Source organism: Allonocardiopsis opalescens, from assembly GCF_003002095.1.
Lineage (GTDB): Bacteria > Actinomycetota > Actinomycetes > Streptosporangiales > Streptosporangiaceae > Allonocardiopsis > Allonocardiopsis opalescens.
The window spans coordinates 633,640-649,494 of the sequence record NZ_PVZC01000001.1 but is presented as its reverse complement, the minus strand read 5'-3'; the positions used below and the strand labels follow the sequence as shown (position 1 = coordinate 649,494).

At 77.2% G+C, this 15,855-nt stretch carries 8 protein-coding genes; 4 read left to right on the top strand and 4 right to left on the bottom strand.

Going from position 1 to position 15,855, the window contains the following annotated elements:
- Window positions 1–14 precede the first annotated feature (14 nt).
- Window positions 15–947, bottom strand: a complete 933-nt coding sequence (locus CLV72_RS31650; protein ID WP_146159320.1) for a DUF6891 domain-containing protein — start codon at window positions 945–947, stop codon at window positions 15–17.
- A 137-nt stretch (window positions 948–1,084) separates the two neighbouring features.
- On the opposite strand from CLV72_RS31650, the gene CLV72_RS02470 reads away from it, so the two are divergent.
- The 3 genes from CLV72_RS02470 (at window position 1,085) to CLV72_RS02460 (ending at window position 6,187) form a co-directional block, all read left to right on the top strand.
- A complete protein-coding gene (locus CLV72_RS02470; protein WP_106241108.1) occupies window positions 1,085–2,479 on the top strand; it encodes a class II fumarate hydratase in 1,395 nt (464 codons plus the stop codon).
- Between the two features lie 166 nt (window positions 2,480–2,645).
- Window positions 2,646–4,358: a serine/threonine-protein kinase gene (locus CLV72_RS32685; protein WP_211302664.1), complete on the top strand. Its 1,713-nt coding sequence runs from the start codon at window positions 2,646–2,648 to the stop codon at window positions 4,356–4,358.
- Window positions 4,359–4,489: 131 nt separating this feature from the next.
- Complete coding sequence (locus tag CLV72_RS02460) at window positions 4,490–6,187, top strand: serine/threonine-protein kinase (RefSeq protein ID WP_106238435.1); 1,698 nt, start codon at window positions 4,490–4,492, stop codon at window positions 6,185–6,187.
- 42 nt (window positions 6,188–6,229) lie between these two features.
- Here CLV72_RS02460 and CLV72_RS02455 read toward each other — a convergent pair whose 3' ends face one another.
- Complete coding sequence (locus CLV72_RS02455; RefSeq protein WP_146159319.1) at window positions 6,230–6,919, bottom strand: aggregation-promoting factor C-terminal-like domain-containing protein; 690 nt, start codon at window positions 6,917–6,919, stop codon at window positions 6,230–6,232.
- Window positions 6,920–7,299: 380 nt separating this feature from the next.
- Between CLV72_RS02455 and CLV72_RS02450 the strand changes: the two genes are divergently transcribed.
- Window positions 7,300–12,483, top strand: a complete 5,184-nt coding sequence (locus tag CLV72_RS02450; RefSeq protein ID WP_106238428.1) for an SCO7613 C-terminal domain-containing membrane protein — start codon at window positions 7,300–7,302, stop codon at window positions 12,481–12,483.
- Window positions 12,484–12,530: 47 nt separating this feature from the next.
- Here CLV72_RS02450 and CLV72_RS02445 read toward each other — a convergent pair whose 3' ends face one another.
- Together CLV72_RS02445 and phoH2 are read right to left on the bottom strand one after the other, a co-directional pair.
- Complete coding sequence (locus CLV72_RS02445) at window positions 12,531–14,126, bottom strand: alkaline phosphatase D family protein (protein ID WP_106238425.1); 1,596 nt, start codon at window positions 14,124–14,126, stop codon at window positions 12,531–12,533.
- Between the two features lie 158 nt (window positions 14,127–14,284).
- Window positions 14,285–15,559 (bottom strand): RNA 5'-3' helicase PhoH2, encoded by a 1,275-nt coding sequence (gene phoH2 / locus CLV72_RS02440; RefSeq protein WP_425428039.1) that lies wholly within the window; start codon window positions 15,557–15,559, stop codon window positions 14,285–14,287.
- Between the last annotated feature and the right edge of the window lie 296 nt (window positions 15,560–15,855).

Genomic DNA, 15,855 nt, shown 5'->3' with positions numbered 1-15,855 from the left:
ACCGCGCGGGGGCGCTAGGCGGGCAGCCGCCGCCGCCACTCCAGGGGGTCCACCAGGATGCGCGTCGACGGGGAGCCGTCCCAGCTCACCTGGAATCCGGCGCCGCGGAGCGCGTCGGCCACCTCGCGGCCGACCGCGGCCGTGGTCTCCTCGGAGCCGTCGAAGCCGCCGTAGGCGAGGTAGAGGCCGGAGCCGGCGGCTGCGGCCTCGGTGTCCTGGTAGTGGTAGAAGACGAAGCCGCGGGTGCGGTCGTCGGCCTCGGCGCCGATCTCGGCCAGCCCGCAGCTGCGGCAGCAGGTGAAGTTCTCCCGCGCCACCACCCCGGCGGCCGACAGCTCCCCGAACACCTCGGTGAGGCGGTCGGAGTCGGTGCGCTCGGGCCAGCCGGCCTGCTCGGCCAGGCGCCGCTCCCACAGCGGGCGGACGATCAGCCGCGCGTGGTAGCCGCTGACGCCTTCGCGGCTGGACTCCTGCGCGACGGCGCGGACCACGGCGGGGAAGCCCATGAACCCGGCGGCCACGTGCGCCCTGGCCGTCGCCTCGGCCGCCGCCCGCGCCTCGGGGCCGGGCTCGGCGGGGACGGGCGGCTCGGCCGGGAGCCGCGCCGGGTCCTCGGCCCAGGCCCTGATCCGGTCCCAGAAGACGCGCATCACCTCGTCGCCCTCGGCGAGGACGGTGGCGGTGATCTCGCTGTCGGCGCCCTCCCTGGTCTCGACCTCGTAGGCGCCCGCGCCCGAGCGGTAGGTCTGCGCGAAGCGCGCGTCCACCGGCGGCAGCGGCCCGAAGGTGATCCAGGAGTCGCCGTCCGCGCCGATGAACTCCACCAGGTCGGACAGTTCGGCGGCGGTGGGGTACTCCTTGGTCGTCCCCCGCTCGGTCTCCACCGCCACCGGCAGGACGGTGTCGGCGGGGTCGGCGGGGGTCTCGGACACGGGGTGGTCGGCCATGATCAACGTCTATCGGTTCGCCCCGGCGCCCGAAGCCCCCCGGGAGCGAACTGACCGCTTGTGGACCGGCCGCCGGGCGGGGGGCGCCCCTGGTCTGGCAGGCTGGCCCGAGGAGGTAACACACGAAGATGAGCGAGTTGAGCGAGTACCGCATCGAGCACGACTCGATGGGAGAGGTCCGGGTCCCCGCCCACGCCAAGTGGCGCGCGCAGACGCAGCGCGCGGTGGAGAACTTCCCGGTCTCCGGCACCCGGCTGGAGAGCGCGCACATCGCGGCGCTCGCCCAGATCAAGGCCGCCGCAGCGAAGGTGAACGGCGAGCTCGGCGTGATCGAGGCCGACCTGGCCGATGCCGTCGCCGCGGCCGCCGCCGAGGTGGCGTCGGGCGCCTGGGACGCCCACTTCCCGGTCGACGTGTTCCAGACGGGCTCGGGCACGTCCAGCAACATGAACGCCAACGAGGTGATCGCGACGCTGGCCACTGAGCGGCTGGGCCGCCCGGTGCACCCCAACGACCACGTCAACGCCTCGCAGTCGTCCAACGACGTGTTCCCGTCCTCGATCCACATCGCCGCCACCGCCGCCGTCACCGGGCAGCTGATCCCGGCGCTGCGCCACCTCGGCCGCTCGCTGGAGCGCAAGTCGGCCGAGTTCGCCTCGGTGGTCAAGAGCGGCCGCACCCACCTGATGGACGCCACCCCGGTCACCCTCGGCCAGGAGTTCGGCGGCTACGCCGCGCACATCGCCTTCGGCGTGGAGCGGCTGGAGGCGAGCCTGCCGCGGGTGGCCGAGCTGCCGCTGGGCGGCACCGCCGTCGGCACCGGCATCAACACCCCGCCCGGCTTCGCGCCGAAGGTGATCGCGGAGATCGCCAGGGTCACCGGCCTGCCGCTGACCGAGGCCCGCAACCACTTCGAGGCGCAGGGCGCCCGCGACGGCCTGGTGGAGCTGAGCGGCCAGCTCAAGACGATCGCCGTCGGGCTGATCAAGATCGCCAACGACCTGCGCTGGATGGGCTCCGGCCCGCGCACCGGCCTGACCGAGATCTTCCTGCCCGACCTCCAGCCGGGCTCCTCGATCATGCCCGGCAAGGTGAACCCGGTCATCCCCGAGGCCGTGCTCCAGGTGGCCTCGCAGGTGATCGGGAACGACGCCGCCGTCACCGCGGGCGGCGCCTCGGGCTCCTTCGAACTGAACGTGCAGCTGCCGCTGATCGCCAGGAACGTGCTGGAGTCGATCCGGCTGCTCAGCTCGATCAGCGTGCTCTTCGCCGACCGCTGCGTCGACGGAATCGAGGCCAATGTCGAGCGGGCGCGGGAGTACGCCGAGTCCTCCCCCTCGATCGTCACCCCGCTCAACCGCTACATCGGCTACGAGGAGGCGGCCAAGGTCGCCAAGCAGGCCCTCGCCGAGCGCAAGACGATCCGCCAGGTCGTGGTGGAGCGCGGCTACCTCGACCGCGGGCTGCTCACCGAGCGGCAGCTCGACGACGCCCTCGACGTGCTGGCGATGACCAACAGCGGCGCCAAGTAGCGCCGCCGGGCGGCTCCGCGGCGGCGGGTCCGGGCACGGGTCCCGGCCCGCCGCCGCCGTGTCCGCATCCGGCCGCATCCGGCCGTCCGGCCCGTCGCGGGCTCCGATCCGGGGTCCGGCGCGTCGTTACCATGACAGCAGACACGCCGGGGAAGGGCGGGTGCCAATGAGCCAGCGGGACCGGCTGGTGGCGGGGCGCTACCAGCTGCTCGCGCCGCTCGGGCGCGGCGGCATGGGCGCGGTGTGGCGCGCCCGCGACACCCTGCTCGACCGCGATGTCGCGGTCAAGGAGGTGCTGCTCCCGGCCGACCTCGGCGAGGAGGAGCGGCTGCGCTCCTACGAGCGCACCCGCCGCGAGGCGCGGCTGGCGGCCCAGCTGAACCAGCCGTCCATCGTCACCATCCACGACGTCGTCGACGACGGCGGCCACCCGTGGATCGTGATGGAGCTGGTCTCGGGGCGCTCGCTGCAGGAGACCGTGGACGCCACCGGCCCGCTGCCGGCCCGCCGGGTGGCCGAGATCGGCCTGCAGCTGCTCGACGCCCTGGAGGCGGCGCACGCCCTGGGCGTGGTGCACCGCGACGTCAAGCCCGCCAATGTGCAGCTCGCCGACAACGGCCGGGTGGTGCTCACCGACTTCGGCATCGCCACCCGCGACGGCGACCCCTCGGTCACCCGCACTGGCGCGCTGGTCGGCTCGCCCGAGTACATGGCGCCCGAGCGGATCAGCGGCGAGGGCGCCGGCCCGGCCGGCGACCTCTGGAGCCTGGGCGCCACCCTCTACCTGGCCGTGGAGGGGCGCTCCCCGTTCCGCCGCGAGGGCATCACCGCCGTGATCGCCGCCGTGATGAACCAGCCGCCGCCCCCGGTGGTACGGGCCGGTCCGCTGGCCGGCGTGCTGTCGGGCCTGCTGGACAAGGACCCCGCGCGGCGCTTCGACGCGGCCCGGGCGCGCGCCGCGCTGGCCGAGGCGGCCGGCACCGCCCCGGCCCGGCCGGCCGCTCCGCCGGCCACCCCGCCGGCCGGTTCGGCGGGGCACGGCCCGCCGCACTGGCCCGCGCACGGCGGCCGCTCCGGCCCCACCCTGCCACCGGGCCCGACCGGCCCGGCCCCCCACCCGGCGCACGGCGGTCGCACCGTGCCCGCCACCTCGGCCGGCTACTCGGTCTCGGCGGGCTACCAGCCCCGCCCGCCCCGCTCCGGCCGCCCGTGGACGCTCGCGGCGCTGATCGGCATCCCGGTCGCGCTCGTGCTGGCGCTGGTCGGCGGGGTCGTGGTCGTCATGGCCAACAGCGAGGCCGGCGCCGTCGCCCCGCCCGGCGGGGCCGCGTCCTCGCCGGCGCCGGCCGCCACCGAGCCGCCGCCGCGCCAGTCGCCACGCGGCTACCGGGTGGAGTCCAACGCGGTCGACGCGGTGCACTACTCGGTGCTGGTCCCCGACGGCTGGTCGGTGAACACGGCGGACGAGACGGTCACCGAGTCCGACCTCGCCTTCCGCTCCTACGACAGCCTGCACTCCTTCTACGTGCAGTACCGCGACACCTACACCGACCCGGAGAACTTCGCCCGCGACACCGAGTCCTGGCTGGAGGGCGAGTACGACGACTACGAGCGGGAGCGCCTGGAGGACCTCGACCGGCCCGGCGAGTGGACCGTGCTCGACGCCACCTTCGACTACACCGCCGAGGGCTACGACCCGCAGGAGTACCGCACCCTCGTGTACACCACCGTCGACGCCTCGGGCAATGCCTTCCTGCTCATCTGGTACTCCCCCGCCGACCTGTGGGACGCGCTGGCCGACGAGCGCGAGGCCGTGATGGACTCGCTGCTCACCTACAGCTGTGAGGGCCCGTCCGGGTGCGTGCCCGGCCAGTCCTAGGCCGCCGGAGCCGCCGGGCGCGGTAGAGTCGGCCGCCGCGCTCCCGCGCGGGCGCGGGCGGACCCGGACCACCGGACGACACTGCGAGCACCGGTCCGCGGCGCGGACCGACCAGGAAGGACGGACTGGCGATGGCCCAGCGGGAACAGCTGGTGGCGGGGCGCTACCGGCTGCTGGCGCCCCTGGGGCGGGGCGGCATGGGCACGGTGTGGCGGGCCCACGACGAGACGCTGGACCGCGAGGTGGCCGTCAAGGAGGTCGTCTCGCCGCCCGACCTCAGCGATGAGGAGCGGCAGGAGTCCTACGCGCGGACCCGCCGCGAGGCGCGCTCGGCCGCCCGGCTGAACCAGTCCTCCATCGTCACCATCCACGACGTGGTCGACGACGGCGGCCACCCGTGGATCGTGATGGAGCTGGTCTCGGGGCGCACCCTGCACGACGCCGTGCGCGACGACGGCCCGCTGCCGCCGGCGCGGGTGGCCGAGATCGGGCTCCGGCTGGTCGACGCGCTGGCCGCCGCGCACGCCGGCGGCGTGGTGCACCGCGACCTCAAGCCGGCCAATGTGCTGCTCAGCGCGGACGGCCGGGTGGTGCTCACCGACTTCGGCATCGCGTCGATCGCCGGCGGCGAGACCCTGACCAGCACCGGCGCGCTGCTCGGCACTCCGGAGCACATGGCGCCCGAGCGCTTCGAGAGCGGGCCCGCCGCGCCGGCGGCCGACCTGTGGAGCCTGGGCACCACCCTGTTCACCGCGCTGGAGGGGCGCTCTCCGTTCCGGCGCGACACCCTGACCGCCACCGTCGCGGCCGTCATCGGCGGCGCCCTGCCCGCGCACCGGGCCGACGGGCCGCTGGCCGCCGCGCTGACCGGGCTGCTCACCCGCGACCCTCGGCAGCGGATCACCGCCGCGGCGGTCCGGCCGCTGCTGGCCCGTGCGGCGAGCGCCGCCGCGACGGCTCCGGTCGCACCCGCCCCGGACCTGCGCCCCGAGGCACCGCGCGAGGCGGCGCCGACGGGCCCCCGCCCGCCGCTGCACCCCACCGGGCCGCAGCCGCTGTACCCGCCGCGGCCCACCGCGCCGGTCCATCCGCCCGCGCAGCGGGGCGACCGGGTCACCCGGACCGCGGTCGGCCTGGCCATCGCGGCCGCCGCCATCGCCGCGGTGGTGGTGGTCGCCGCGGCGCTGTCGTGGCCGCCCGGCCCCGAGTCCCCGACCGGCTCCGTCGATCCGGCCGCCGCGGAGGGCGCGCAGGACGGCGGCCCGACCGGCGGGCAGACGGACGCGGGCTCGGATACGGATGACGACGCCGGCACGGACGACGGCCAGGAGACCGGCGAGACCGGCGACGGCGAGCCGGCCGGGTCCGGCGGCACGGCCGAGGAGCCGCCCGAGGGCTACGTCCTGCACGAGGACCCCTCCGGTTTCGGCATCGTGGTGCCCGAGGGCTGGGAGCCCAGGTACGAGGGCGCCAGCGTGTACTTCGAGTCCCCCGACGGCCCGGCCTACCTCCAGGTGGACCAGACGGAGCACCCGACCTCCGACGAGATGGCCCACACCGAGCAGGCCCACGCCGACACCGCCTCGTCCGGCCGGCTGGAGGGGTACCGGTTGGTCGAGATCCGCCCGGTCGACTATCCCGGCGGCTCGGCGGCCGACTGGGAGTTCACCTGGACCGACGACGACGGCCCCAGGCATGTGCACGTCCGCAACATCACCACCGGGGGCGGCTCGCCCTACGCGGTACTGCTGTCGGTACCGGAAGCGGAGTGGGACTCGCACGCCGGCATGCTCTCCATGGCGATGGACAGCTTCCAGCCGGCCGGCTGAGCGGGGGCCGGGCCGGCCGGAAGCGTGCGCGGTACGGGCCGGTCAGTACCAGCCGTTGGCCTCGGAGTGCTCCCACGCGCCGCACGGGCTGCCGTAGCGGTCCTCGATGTAGCCGAGGCCCCAGGTGATCTGGGTGGCGGGGTTGGTCTCCCAGTCGTCGCCCGCGGTGGCCATCTTGGTGCCGGGCAGCGCCTGGGGGATGCCGTAAGCGCCCGAACTGGGGTTCTGCGCCTGGTGGTTCCAGTTGCTCTCGCGCTCCCAGAGGCTGTCCAGGCAGGGCCACTCGCTCTCGCCCCAGCCGTGATCGGCCAGCATCTCGCGGCCGAGCGCGCGGTTGGAGCCGGGGTCCACCGGGCCGTTGCCGGCGGGGGCGTCGGTGCCGCCGGAGTCGGTGGACTCCTCCGCCGGCTCCTCTTCCTCCTCCTCGACCGTCATCCCGGCCTGGCCGGCGGCGGAGGCGCCGATCAGCTCGGGGCGCTCGGTGGGCGCGCCGCTCTCCTCGGGCTCGGCCGAGGGCTCGGCGGACGGGCTGGCCGGGGCCGAGCCGGAGGGGCTCGCTGAGGCGGCGGCCAGCGGCTCGGGGACGACCATCTGGGTGCTGTCCTCGGGCCGGACGAAGCCGCTGAGCGCGGCCGCGCCGCCCGCCGCCACCACGACGGCGGTGGCGGCACCGCCGACCACCAGGGGGAGTCGGGCGCCGGTGGGCCTGAGTCGGGACACGGCGAGGGCCAAGCCGTTCTTCTTGCGGCGTCTTCCCGCTTGTCTGGGCACGACGTTCACTTTCGACGGCGACAGGTGAGTTCGCTCCGTCCCCTGCTCTGCTACGGGGTGGGGCGTCGGGGGGCCGTCCAAGGCCGCACCGGACGCCGGAGCCGGGACGGGGGCGCGGACCGCGCTGCGGGACAGGGCAGCCGATCGCCTGAGGCGAGGGTCGCGCACCCATGGGTGCCGGTTCAGCTCGTCCGTGTATATCAGACCGTGACCAATAGGCCCAACAAAACAGCGAAATGTGTTGGTTCGTGCACAGAACGCCCGGTACTCACGGCGATTGAGTACGGGGCTTGAGTACGCCTCCGCTGGGGCGCGCCGCCCGGCGCGTACAGGCTCGTCGCATGCGGTACGACACCCTCCCCCCGGCACCCGGGGTGGCCTGCCCCGACTGCGGTGCCGCCGTGGCGGTCGGCACCCCGGCCTGCCCGTCCTGCCGGCTCCCGCTGCGCGGCCCCTGGGCCGAGCGGCTGTGGGCCGTGGACCAGGAGCTGGACCGCCTGGGCCGCCACGCCCACCGGCTGGAGGCCGAACGCGTCCACCTGCTCGCACTGCTCCGCCGCGAGCGCACCGCCGCCCGGCCGCATCCGGCCACCGCCCCGCCCGGTGCCGGTGCCCGGACCCCCGGACGTGACCTTGGCGACACCCCGGCCGCGGCCGGGGCGGGGGACGGGCACGGGACGGGGGAGGCGCCCCGCACGCCCGGCACGGCCGTCCCGGCCCACGCGGGCGGCGAGGCCCGGACGCACAGCCGGCCCCGCGCGGGCAGCGGAGCCCACCCGGCCGACGCGGCGGCGGTCGGGACCGGCGCACCCGGCGCGAACGCGGCCGCTCGCCCGTCCGAGGCGGCGGCCCCGCGCTTCGAGCTGAGCCGCCACTCGGTCCGCAACCTGCTGCTCATGCTCGGCGGCGCGCTGCTCGCCGTCGCGGCCGTCGTCTTCACGGTGGTCAGCTGGGGCCAGCTCGGCATCGGCGCCCGCGCCGCCGTCCTGGGCGGACTCACCCTCCTGGTCGGCTTCCTCCCGCTCCCGCTGCACCGCCGCGGCCTGACCGCCACCGCCGAGGCCGTCGCCGCGCTGGCCCTGCTGCTGGTCCTGCTGGACGCCTACGCCGTCTGGGCCGTCTTCGACCTGAACGTGCCCCCGCTCCCCTACGCCGCCGGAGTCGCCGCGGCCGTCGCCGCCGGCTGGGCCTGCTACCCGGCCCTGGTCCCGCTGCGCGGCCCCCGGATCGCCGCCCTGCTCCTGGCGCAGCTCCCCGCGCTCCTGCTCGCCTTCGAACGGCCCAGCGCGGCCGCCTTCGCCCTCGCCCTGGCCGCCACCGCGGTACTGGACGCGGTCGTGGCCGCCCGGGCGGCACGGAGATCCGCCCGCGCGGCCGCCGGCCCCGCCGGACCGCTGGCGGCCGCCGTCACCGCGACCGCCGAGACCGCTGCCGACCTGCTCGCCCTGTTCGGCATCCGCGTCGGCGCGACCGACGCTGCGGGCCCCGGCGGCGCCCGACCCGCGCCGAGGCCCGACGGGTCCGCCCGCACGGACCGCCCCGGTCCCACCGGACGGCCGGCCGGCCCTGGCGGCACCGCCTCTCCGGCCGCCGCGACGGCCACGCCCGACGACACGCCCGCCGCCAACGGCCCGACGGCGCGCTCCCGGACGCACGGCGCGGGTGTCGGGACCGGCTCCAGTCCGGCGCACCGGCCCGCCGAGCGGCCGAGATCCGTAGCGGACGCCACCGGCGCCGCTGCCACCGCACCGCCCGGCGGCGCGTACGGCGCCGGCGCACCGGCGGCACCCGGCGTGCCGACCCCCGCGATGGCCGCTCCGGACGCTGCGCCGTCCGCCCTCGGCTCCATCGGTCTCCTGGCGGCAGTGCTGGGCGCGTCGGCCTGGGCGAGTGCCGCGCTGCTGGCCCTGGTGGGGACGGTCGCCGTCGCCACCGCGCCGGGCGGCGCGTGGGCCGGTCCCGCTTGGCTGCTGGCGGCGGTGCTGCTCGCGGTGGCGGCGCGGGCCCGCTACGACCTGCTGCCCCCGGCGGCGGAGCGGGTCGTCGGATCCGCCGCGGCCGTGCCGGCGGGCACGGCCGCGGTGGTGGCGCTGGTCGCCGGGTGGGCCGGTCCCGGTATCGGTCCGGTGCTGGCCCTGGCGGCGTGCGGGCCGGTCGCGGCGGCCTTCGGGCGCTTCGGGCCGGCCGGGCGCCGGGGGGCGGGCACCGCCGCCGCGCTCGCGGTCGTCGGCCTGTCGGCGCTCACCGCGCTGCCGCTGCTGCTCGGGCTGCCCGCCGTCTACCTGCTCCCGGCGGCGGTCCCCTGGGCCGGGATGCCCGCCGCCGTTCCCGACCTGTTGGGGCTGGGCACGGACTGGCGGGCCGCCCTGGCGGCCGCGCTGGCCGCCTCGGTCGCGGGCGGCGGTCTGGCGCTGGGACGCTGGGCGCCCAGGTACGCGCACCGCGTCTGGCTGCTCGGCGGGGCGCTGACGGCGCTGGCCGGGATATCGCTGGCCGGGGACTACCGGGCCCTGCTGCTCGCGGCGGCGCTGCTGGCGGTGGCCGCCTGGCCGGCCGCGAGCCTGGCCGGGGAGCGGCTGGGCGTCGCGGCGGCGGCCGCCGCGCTGGGCTGCACCGCCGCCGCCTGCTGCGTCGCGCTGGCCGATCCTTCGGCCAGTACGGCCCTCGCGGCCGCGCTGCTCGCGGTCACCGCCGGGTGCGCGCTCGCCCCTGGACGGGCCGGCAGCGGCCCGGCGCGGTGCGCGGCGGCCGGCGTGGCGGTGCCGGCCGCCGGGGCGCTCGCCGCCTGCCTGGCGCTGCGGGCCGGGCTGCCGCCCGCGCTCGCCGCCTTCGCCGTCATCGGCACCGCCGCCGTCGCGGTCGCCGGACTCGCGGCCGCGCACTGGGCGGCCGGGCGCATCGGCCGCGCCCAGGCCGACCCCGCGGACGAGCGACAGGACCAGGCGTCCCGGGCGACCCGGACGACGACCGCTCCGCAGGCCGGTTCACCACAGGACCCGAAGCCCGCCGCAGCCGCCCCGGCGGCGAGCCCTCGAACCGAACCACCGCACGACCAGACACCCGCCACCGAGACCCCCCGCGCCGTACTCCGCCGCCGCCAAGGCGTCGCCGTCCTCGCGGCGGCGGCCGTGCTGGTCGGGGTGGGGGTGCTGATGACGGTGCCGTACCGCGACGCCACCGCGCTCGCCCTGGTGTGCGGGGCGGCCCTGGCCGCGCTGGCCGCGTGGCGGCCGCTCGGCGCCGAGGCGCCCGGTGCCGCCCCGGCGGCCCGGGGGCTGTCCCTGGCCGCGGCGCTCGGTGCCGCCGCGGCGCCGCTGCTGCTGCTCGACCAGCTGGCGGCGGTGCTGGTCGGCCCGTTCGCCTGGCTGTTCGCGCCGTGGTCGGGACCGCCGGGCGGCACGGCGGCGGCGCTGCCGCCGCTGGGCTTCGTCGCGCCCTCGCCGCTGCTGCTGCCGGTGCTGGCCGGGGCCACCGCCGTGGCGGCCGGCGCCGTGCTGCCGCTGCGGCGCGGAGCGGCCGCCGTGGTCGGCGGCACGGGCCTGGCCGTGCTGGTGGTGCCGGTGGCGCTGGTCGCCCTGGACGGCCCCTACGCGCTGTCGCTGGCGGTGCAGGCGGCCGTCGCCGTCGCGGTGACGCTGTGGTCGGCGCTGGCCGCCGATCGCACCGCGGCGCGGGTGCTGGCGCTCGTCGGCGGCTACCTCGGGGCGGCCGTCGCCGCCTGGGCGCTGACCGGCCGCGTCGCCACCCTGCTCGTCCTGGCGGTGCTCGCCGCCGGGGTGGCGGCCGCCGCCCTGCTGGCGCGCGACGGCCGCTCGCCCGCCCCGGTCCCGGCCGCGCTGGCGGCCCGGGCGGTGCTCACGGCGGGTCTGGCGGCGACGGTGGGCGCGCTGGTCGCCGGGGTGCCCGAGGCATGGCTGCCCTTCGTGCCGCTGGCCGCGGCGGCGGCCGCCTTCGCGGCCGCGCGGGTCCCGGTCTCCGCGCGGCGGCTCGGCTCGCGGGCGACCGGCATGGCGGCGGGCGCCGCCGTGCTGGTGCTGTTCGCGTCGGTGGTGGCGGGCTTCGGCTACGGGCCGTTCAGCCTGGTGGCGGCCTGCGCGGGCGCGGTGTTCGTCGGTGCCGCCTGGGGTGCGCGCGGCCCGTGGGCGCGGGCGGCGGTGCTGGCGGGCACGGCAGCGCTCGGCCTGGCCGCCGCCCTGGTCGCGCTGCCGCTGCTGTACGTGTACGCCGGGCCCTACGGCTGGATCGCCGCCCCCTGGAGCGGGCTGCCCGCCTCCGGCGGCGCCACGCCGCTCGCCCCCGGCGGTCCGTCGCCGCACCCGGGCGGCGCCGTGCCGGTGGCCACGGTGGTCTGCGCCTCGCTGCTCGCGCTGGCGCGCGGCGCCGGCGGGCCGGCCGGACGGGCCAGGGTGCACACCGCCGCGGGCGTCCTCGCGCCGTTCCTGCTGCTGCCCTACGGCGCCGCCGCCGAGCTGCCCTACCCGGCGGCGCTGGCCTGGTGCCTGGTGGTCTGCGCGGTCCCGGCCGCGCTCGCGGTGCGGGCCGCCGATCCGCGCACCGCGCGGATCGCGGGCGCGGCCGCGCTCTACCCGGCGAGCCTGGCAGCCGCGTGGTCGCTGACGGCGCCCTCGGCGACCGTCACGGTGCTCGCGGCGCTGTTCGCGCTGGCGATCGCGGTGGCGGTGCTCTCCCAGGACACCGTCCTGTCTGCGGGCGCGGCCGCCGCCGCGGTGCTGGTCGCCGGCGGGGTGGCGGTGGCGGGCGCGCTCGCGGCCGGGGCGCCGCCGCCGCTCGCCGCCTTCGCCGCGCTGGCCGTCGCCGGCGCGGCGATGGGCGCGGCGGCGGTGCCCGCCCTGCCCGAGCGCACGGTGCCCGCGGTCGAGGCGGCCGCCGCCGTCCTCGCCGTCTTCGCGGCGCTCGCCACGCTCGACCGGCCGGAGCTGTTCAGCCTGGCCTGCGCCGTCGCCGGAGTGATCGCGCTGGCGACGGGGCTGCGCGAGGACCGCCGCGCCGCCGGCTATGTCGGCGCCGCGCTGCTGCTGGTGGCGCTGTGGCTGCGGCTGGCGCACCTGGAGGTGGCCGTGCCCGAGCCGTACACGCTGCCCCCGGCGGCGCTCGCGCTGCTGGTCGGCTTCCTGCACCGGCGCGGTGTGCCGCGCCCGCTGCGGCCGCACTCCTGGCTCGGCTACGGCCCCGGCCTGGGCCTCGCCCTGCTGCCGAGCCTGGCCATGGTCGGGCTGGCCGACGAGGGCCCGCTGCGGCCGCTGCTGCTCGGCGCCGCCGCCCTGGCGGTGACCCTGCTCGGGGCCCGCTCCCAGTTGCAGGCGCCGCTGCTGCTGGGCGGCGGGGTGCTGGCGCTGACGGCCGCGCACCAGCTGGTGCCGCCGCTGGTGGCGTGGACGGCCGCGGCCCCGCCGTGGATCCCCGCGGCGGCTGCCGGGGCGGTGCTGCTGGTGCTCGGCGCCACCTACGAGCGGCGGCTGCGACAGCTCAAGCGGCTGCGCGAGCGCATCGCGGCGCTGCGCTGAGAGCGGGGCGGCGCCGGTCGAGGGGGGCCGGCGCCGCCCTGCACCCGCTAGCGGCGGCCCTCAGGCCGCAGCGTCGTGGACCACAGCGAGCGGCCGTCGATGTCGCGCAGGTCGACCCGCAGGTCGCCGCTGCCGGCGTCGATGTTCACCTCGCCGAAGTGCTGGAAGCCGTCCATCGGCGAGGTGGCGGCGTTGGGCGGGGCGTTGACGAACTCCACCCGCGGCCCGAAGGTCGGGTCGAGCCGGTTCGGGCCGAAGGCGCCCGCGTGCAGCGGGCCGGACACGAACTCCCAGAACGGGCTGAAGTCGCGGAAGGACGCGCGCTCGGGCGCGTAGTGGTGGGCGGCGGTGTAGTGCACGTCGGCGGTCAGCCAGACCACGTTGCGCACCCGGGCCCGGTGGATCTCGCGCAGCACCCACGCCAGTTCGGCCTCGCGGCCGTTCGGCGCGCCGGGGCGGTCGTTGGCGACGCCCTCGATCACCTCGCCGTCGGGGACGACCACCCCGATCGGCATGTCGGAGGCGACGATCTTCCAGGTGGCGCGCGAGCGGTCCAGGCCGTGCGCCAGCCAGCGCGCCTGGCGGTCGCCCAGCACCCGCTCGTACCCGGAGGTGCCCGCCGAGTTGGGCTCGCGGTAGGGGCGCATGTCGATGACGAAGACGTCCAGGTCGGGCCCGTAGGAGATCTTGCGGTAGATCCGGCCGTCGACGGCCTCGGAGGGGCGGATCGGCTGCCACTCGTGGAAGGCCCGGTGCGCGCGGGCGGCGAGCACGTCGACCCGCCGCTCGGTGTAGCGGGCGTCGGTCAGCACCTCGCCCGGCCACCAGTTGTTGGTGACCTCGTGGTCGTCCCACTGCACGATCTGCGGCACCTGGGCGGCGAAGGCGCGCACGCCCTCGTCCAGCAGGTTGTAGGCGTACTGGCCGCGGAACTCGGCCAGCGTCTCGGCGACCTTCTGCTTCTCCGGGGTGACGAGGTTGCGGTAGACGCGGCCATCGGGCAGGGTCAGCGCCTCCACCAGCGGCCCGTCGGCGTAGACGGTGTCGCCGCTGTGCAGGAAGAAGTCGGGCTCGCGCCGCGCCATCGCGCGGTAGATGGGCATCCCGCCCAGGTCGGGGTTGATCCCGAAGCCCTGCCCGGCCACGTCGCCCGACCACAGGAAGCGGATGTCGCGCCGGCCGACGGTGCGGAAGCCGCCGGTCACCGGGGCGCTCGCCAGCCGCCCGTCGGGGTCGGTCGCGGTGACCCGGACGTGGACGTGGCTGCCGGGCCGCAGCCCGCGCAGCCGCAGCCGCCCGGTGCCGTCGGTCTCCGGGGTGAGCAGCGGGCCGCGCACGCGGCGCGCATCGCGGAAGTCGGGCCGGGAGGAGACCTCCACCACCATCCGGGCCGGCCGGTCCGCACGCGCCCACACCACGGCGCCGTCCGCGCGGGGGTCGCCCAGCTGGATGCCGTGGGTCAGCTCGGGCCGGCCCCGGTGCACCAGCGCGGGGGCGGCCGCGCCCGCGGGCGCGGCGCCGAGCAGCCCGGCCGTGACGGCGGCGCCCGCCCCGAGCACGCCGTAGCGCAGCGCGGTGCGGCGGCTCAGCGGCGGGGCCGGCGGCTCCTGGGCGGGGGTTTCCGGTGCCGGGCTCTCGGACATGGGCGCTCCTCGCGGACGGGGTGGGACCTGCGGCGCCGCTCGGGGTGTGCGGGACGCGGCGCCGGCCAAGATCAGCCTCACCGGCATGCCCGACCTGGCCGGTAACGCAGGCCGTCCCCCCGGTGAACCCGGAGGGACGGCCGAGGCGCGGCGGCAGGTCAGCTGCCGATGTCCTCCAGCATCTCGGTGACGAGCGCCGCGATCGGCGAACGCTCGGACCGGGTCAAGGTGACGTGCGCGAACAGCGGGTGGCCCTTCAGCTTCTCCACCACCGCCACCACACCGTCGTGCCGGCCCACCCGCAGGTTGTCGCGCTGCGCGACGTCGTGGGTGAGCACCACGCGCGAGCCGGTGCCGATCCGCGACAGCACCGTCAGCAGCACGCCGCGCTCCAGCGACTGCGCCTCGTCGACGATCACGAAGGAGTCGTGCAGCGAGCGGCCGCGGATGTGGGTGAGCGGCAGCACCTCCAGCATGCCGCGGTCCACCACCTCGTCGATGACGTCCTGGGTGGTCAGCGCGGACAGGGTGTCGTGCACCGCCTGCGACCAGGGGCTCATCTTCTCGTTCTCGGTGCCGGGGAGGTAGCCGAGGTCCTGGCCGCCGACCGCGTACAGCGGCCGGAAGACCAGCACCTTGCGGTGCTGGCGGCGCTCCAGCACCGACTCCAGGCCCGCGCACAGCGCCAGCGCGGACTTGCCGGTGCCGGCCCGCCCGCCCAGCGACACGATGCCGACGTCGGGGTCGAGCAGCAGGTCGAGCGCGATGCGCTGCTCGGCGCTGCGCCCGCGCAGCCCGAAGACCTCGCGGTCGCCGCGGACCAGCCGCACCTGCTTGTCGGGAGTGACCCGCCCCAGCGCCTTCCCTCCCTCCGACAGCAGCACCAGGCCGGTGTGGCAGGGCAGTTCGCGGGCGTCCTCCAGCTCGACCGTGCCGCTGTCGAACAGCTCTGTGACGGCGGCGGCGGGGACGTCCAGCTCGGCCATGCCGGTCCACCCGGACTCCGGCGCCAGTTCGGCGCGGTACTCCTCAGCGCTCAGCCCGATCGAGGACGCCTTGATCCGCAGCGGGAGGTCCTTGCTGACCAGCACCACCTCGCGCCCCTCGTCGGCGAGCGTGCGCGCCACCGTCAGGATGCGGGTGTCGTTGTCTCCGGTGCGGAACCCGGCCGGCAGGATCGAGGGGTCGCTGTGGTTCAGCTCGACTCTGATCGATCCACCGAGCTCGCCCACCGGGATCTCCACGTCGAGGCTGCCGTGCCGCACGCGGAGGTCGTCAAGGTGCCGGAGGGCCTGCCGGGCGAAGTAGCCCAGCTCCGGGTGGTGCCGCTTGCTCTCCAGCTCGGTGATGACGACGATGGGCAGGACCACCTCGTGCTCGGCGAAGCGGCTGAAGGCCGACGGGTCGGCCAGCAGCACGCTGGTGTCGAGCACGTAGGTGCGTCGGGCCCCGTCTCCGGTGCGGAATGCGGACTCACCGGTGCCGGAACCGACGGATGGGCTGATGGAGGGACTGGTCACTCGTTCTCCCCCGGGCGCCCCGCAGGGCGCCCTGCACTCGCGGGACTGGCGGCCGCATGACCCACACATCTGGCCTTGCGGCCTTGAAGGACCGGGTCCGGACCCCGTGATGAGGGCCGAGCACCGACCCTCCTCGAGTGGTGCAACGCAGGCTGCGCAAACGAGTCGGGGCCTCCCGAACGGGTGTACGGACGACACCCGCTGGTTGC

Coding starts and splice junctions, on each gene's coding strand:
- CLV72_RS02450 (WP_106238428.1), top strand. CDS start 7,300: ATGCGGTACGACACCCTCCCCCCGGCACCCGGGGTGGCCTGCCCCGAC.
- CLV72_RS32685 (WP_211302664.1), top strand. CDS start 2,646: ATGAGCCAGCGGGACCGGCTGGTGGCGGGGCGCTACCAGCTGCTCGCG.
- CLV72_RS02460 (WP_106238435.1), top strand. CDS start 4,490: ATGGCCCAGCGGGAACAGCTGGTGGCGGGGCGCTACCGGCTGCTGGCG.
- CLV72_RS31650 (WP_146159320.1), bottom strand. CDS start 947: ATGGCCGACCACCCCGTGTCCGAGACCCCCGCCGACCCCGCCGACACC.
- CLV72_RS02445 (WP_106238425.1), bottom strand. CDS start 14,126: ATGTCCGAGAGCCCGGCACCGGAAACCCCCGCCCAGGAGCCGCCGGCC.